Below are 4973 nucleotides of genomic sequence, written 5' to 3' on the forward strand. Positions count from 1 at the left end.
TCATAATACCCGACATTTGTCACAAAAATACAACAATTTGTCGGGTTTATGCCTTTTTATCTTCAAAATATCCAATCTTCCACATCTTATTGATTTCCAGTGTCACTACATCATGCTCTTTTGCCACCTTACCTTGCAAAACATAAAAACCGCCTTTTTGAAAAGGATATTGTCGTAAACTATCGGGGAAATGGACGGTATCCACAAAAGCGCCTTCTTTATCCAGAAAAGTACCAAAACACATCGGCTCGCCTTTGCTACTGCGTAAAAATTTAGTGGTCACCAGGTAGCCGAGGGTAGTCACGGGTAATCCTACATGTTTTCCAAACTCACGGGCAGGCATATAGGTATTCTGTTGATGTTGCAATACGCTAAAAGGCGACTGTAATGGAAAGCCCAGCAGATCGATTTCGTCAAAGGCATCTTCATGTGCATGATACGCCAGGGTGGGGAGTTCGCAATCGACCGTAGTACTCCCAAACAGCGGAAGGCTATGGGTGTTGTTGGTTTCTTTGCTTTTTACGAGCAAACTGCTTTTCCACAACAGCTCTTTTTTCGTGTGTCCCGTAAAATTGAAACAGCCAATGCGGATCAGTATTTCCAGCTGTTCCGGCCCAGGAGTTATGCGGCTGGTAAAGTTTTCCAGATGTGTAAACGGACCATAAGCCAATCGGTCAGCCAATATTCTTTCTGCCAGTAATTGTTCCAATCCTTCTATATGAATGAGTCCCACGTATACATCCCGGCCTTTGATATTGGTGGAATAGTCACTGTTATTAATACAAGGTGGATGCAGGGTTACACCGGTTTTCTGCAACTCCCGGAAATAAAGTTCCCGGTTATAAAATCCGCCGAAGTTATTGATTACGGCCACCATGAATTCAGCCGGGAAATAGGTTTTCAGGTACAAGCTCTGATAACTCTCTACCGCAAAGCTGGCGGAGTGGGCTTTAGAAAAAGAGAAGTTGGCGAAACTGGCTATTTGCCGCCATACTTCCTGCGTCACTTGTAAAGAGTGGCCACGTGCCGCACAGTTTTCAAAAAATCTTTCCTCTATTTGTTTAAAATGATTGGACTCCCTGTATTTCCCACCCATGGCCCGACGCAGCGTATCTGCATCTGCCAGTTCCAACCCGGCGAAACGATGCGCCACTTTAATCACATCTTCCTGATATACCATAATACCAAAGGTTTCTTTCAACAATTCTTCAATTACCGGGTGCAGGTATTCCACTTTATCAGGATAACGATATCGTTGCACATATTCTTTCATCATGCCCGATTGTGCTACACCGGGGCGGATAATTGAACTCGCCGCTACCAGTGACAGATAGTTATCGCAACGCAGCTTCAGCAGCAACTGCCGCATAGCGGGAGATTCTATATAAAAACATCCGATCGTATTTACGGTGGCCAGGTTATTTTTAACACGGGTATCTATCTGAAAAGCTTTTACATTATGAATGTCAATATCTACATGCCGGTTTTCTTTTATAATATCAATGGCATCGCGTATATGCCCAAGTCCGCGCTGGCTAAGGATATCAAACTTGTATAGCCCTATACGTTCTGCCTGCCACATATCAAGTTGTGCTGTTACAAAACCTTTCGGTGGTAAATAGGTAGTGCAATAGTGATGAATCGGTGCCTCACTGATCAGTATCCCTCCTGCATGAATGCTGAGATGATTTGGAAACGCCGGTTTTCTATCCATCAAATCGCAGTAATGTGCTATTTTCCGATGGATGTCATCTGCTTCCAACTGAATATGAAAGCCATTCTCCAGTATTTTATCAATTTCTTTTTTCGGTAGCCCATATACTTTGCCCAGTTCGCGTATAATGGCATTTGTTTGAAACGTGGTAACGGTACCGAGTAAAGCGGTATAGTCTTTCCCATAGGTATCAAAAACATATTGGATGATATGATCGCGGTCACGCCAGGAAAAATCGATATCAAAATCCGGTGGCGAGCTACGGGAAGGATTGAGAAAGCGTTCAAAATACAGATCCAGTTCTATAGGATCTACATCGGTAATTTTTGTACAATAGGCAATAATGGAATTGGCGCCGCTGCCCCGTCCCACATAGAAAAATCCTTGTTGCTGTGCATACCGGATAATATCCCAGGTAATCAAAAAATAAGCTTCAAAATCCATTTGTGCAATAATGGCCAGCTCTTTTTCAATGCGGTGAAGTGCCTCTTCATGATCGTCGCCATAGCGGTAGTACATGCCTTCCATGGCTAGTTCCCGTAATTTGGCGCGGTCTCCTTCCACGCTTCCTGTAAAATGTTTTTTGTTGCGGGGGATATGAGGCGTTACATCCATTTCCACCTGACAGGCTTCCATTATTTCCACTGTATTTTGTACAATGTGTGGATAGTCTGCAAAATGTTCCACCATTTTCGCGGGATGAACGAATTGTTCTGCGGGATGCCCTGCCATTTCGGGCATCAGTTGTGAAATAAGAATATTCTGATCTACGGCCCGCAGCAGGCGATGCAGCTCAAAATATTCCTCATCCTGAAAAGTAACCGGTTGCAGTATCACCAGTTTATCCCGGATCGCCAGGGTATCTATTCTGAATAACTTATTGCGTTCCCATGGTTTTATGCCGATTAATTCATGCGCCGCTAACGTTTCCGGCATGCGGCTGCCCCAGGCATAAATAACGAAGGTGTGAGGGATAACCGGTGCCTGATCAGGAAATGGAATTTCCTGTTGCAAATGTTCGGACAGAAAATTGTTGATGGCATACCAGCCTTGCTGGTTACGGGCCAGCAGAATATATTTGAAATCATTTTTGTTTCTGCATTCCAGTCCGAGTATTGGTTTTATAGCATGTTTATGGCAAAGTTCCACGAACTCCCAGGCATCGGAAGTCATGTTGATATTTGTCAGCGCCAGGGAGCCAATGCCCAGTGCATGTGCTTTTTCCACCAGCATTTCTGCATGCATAGTGCCGTAGCGCAGGCTGAAAAATGTTTTGCAGTTGAGATACATGATTGAATTTGGTGTTCCCTTTAATGTTGTTGTTTGCTATTGGGAGATATTGCACTTCGCGTTGTGATATTATCTCCGTTGGTCACCCAGTTATTTCCTATTGGTAGATACGGCACATCGTGGTGTGCTATGATCTCTAATTTATCCCGTTATCTATTATCACGAATATGACCTCCATTTACCCCATCACTTACTATTGGAAGATATAGCACGTCACCAGACTATATCATCTCCACTCCTGAACCACTGTTTATCTTTCAGAAATATTACACTTTGAAATACGGCATAATATCTTTTTTCGGCGTCTGCCGGTTTTTTTTGTCAGGCGGTATCACGTTAGTTCCTTTCATCAGATACTCCCAGCCAAAGCGGTTTTTGATTTGATCAATCGCCTGATAAAGCGCGATCATTTCCTGTTTGTCGTCGAATAAACTGATCTGATAATTTCCTTGCACCAGGTGACTGAAACGCACGCCAATAAGGCGAACCAGCAGTCGTCGGTCATATAGTTTTTTAAATAGTTCCTTTACTTTTTCGAGCAATACGTGATCGGCACAGCAGTAAGGGATAGACATTTGTTTGGTAACGGTTTCAAAATCCGAGTAGCGTAATTTCAGGGTAATGCAGCCGGTAAGTTTATTTTGTTGTCTTAATTCAAAGGCAATTTTTTCCGTCATGCGTACTAATTCTGCATGCAGAAATTCCATGTCAATGGTATCTGCAGGAAAAGTACTTTCTGTAGAAATAGATTTTTGTTCATAAAAAGGCACTACCGGCGATTCATCGATACCATTGGCTTTTTTCCAGAGCGCTATTCCGGTTTTTCCCATCCATGCTTCCAGCAGGGAGATGGGCACTTCACTCAGTGTCTTCACGGTTTCTACGCCACGGCGCCTTAGCTGGGCACCGGTTTCACGGCCTACCATCGGAATCTTTTCCACCGCCAGCGGTGCCAGAAAACTTTTTTCGTTGCCAAACAGTATTTCCAGTTGACCATTGGGTTTAGCCTCATCTGTGGCTACTTTGGACACCAGTTTATTGGAGGCCAGTCCGAATGAAATAGGTAGTCCTGATTCTTTCATAATGGCTTTCCGCAGTTCCGTTGTCCATTTCAGGGAGCCGAAGAATTTGTCCATGCCGGAAAGGTCCAGGTAAAATTCATCGATAGATGATTTCTCATATAGCGGTGCTTTACCGGCAATGATTTCCGTAATCTCCCTGGATTTTGTGCTGTACAATTCCATATCCCCACTGCGCACAATTGCATGTGGACAAAGCCGCAACGCCGTTTTCATGGGCATTGCCGAATGGATACCATAGCGTCTGGCCTCATAGCTGCAGGCAGCTACCACCGCTCGGTCGCTGCTGCCACCTACCAACAATGGCTGCCCGCTTAACCGGCTATCCCGCTGGCATTCGACTGACACAAAAAAGCAGTCGAGATCAAAATGCGCAATGGTTCGCTGTTGTAACGTAATCATAAATAACGTTTTGGTTTATGGATAAATAAAGGACGGAACAGCCAGATTGTATAAAAGCGATACGGATGGCGGGCCGGGCAAAGGGAGAGGATAGTAAAGCAACGGGCCTGCCAGCCGGAATCACTTTTATCTGCGACTGCTAAATTACTAAATATTTTAGTAATACTAATAAATTTAGTAAAATATTATAGAGATTTCTCTAAGTTTCAATTTTCGTAACTTTAATAAACATAAGGGGCATCCAATATGTAATTGATAAGAGAATGGAAATGAAGGAAAAAGGGAGTATGTGAGTGGTTTTACATTTAAACTTATCTCCAATGAAACAACCGGATTTTACCAAAGAAATGCTTATCCTCGCTTTACTGCTGGTACCAATGGCTTATCTGGCTATTATCTGGAATTCAATACCTGTAGTAATTTCGTCTGGTTTAAATACAGCCGCTCCGCAGGAAATAGGCTCAAAAAGAGACTTCCTGCTGCTGATG

The 4973-nt window shown here is 43.6% G+C and carries 2 protein-coding genes; both read right to left on the reverse strand.

What is annotated here, in order from left to right:
- Nucleotides 1-46: 46 nt before the first annotated feature.
- Nucleotides 47-3004, reverse strand: a complete 2958-nt coding sequence (locus tag VIP81_RS01500) for a DNA polymerase III subunit alpha (protein WP_331956707.1) — start codon at nucleotides 3002-3004, stop codon at nucleotides 47-49.
- A 266-nt stretch (nucleotides 3005-3270) separates the two neighbouring features.
- Nucleotides 3271-4485 (reverse strand): DNA polymerase IV, encoded by a 1215-nt coding sequence (gene dinB, locus VIP81_RS01505; RefSeq protein WP_331956708.1) that lies wholly within the window; start codon nucleotides 4483-4485, stop codon nucleotides 3271-3273.
- Nucleotides 4486-4973 lie beyond the last annotated feature (488 nt).

It is taken from the genome of Chitinophaga sp., from assembly GCF_036566945.1.
GTDB lineage: Bacteria > Bacteroidota > Bacteroidia > Chitinophagales > Chitinophagaceae > Chitinophaga.

What these genes read in the sequence shown, in the direction of transcription:
- VIP81_RS01500 (WP_331956707.1), bottom strand. Translation starts at nt 3,004, where the DNA reads ATGTATCTCAACTGCAAAACATTTTTCAGCCTGCGCTACGGCACTATG.
- dinB (WP_331956708.1), bottom strand. Translation starts at nt 4,485, where the DNA reads ATGATTACGTTACAACAGCGAACCATTGCGCATTTTGATCTCGACTGC.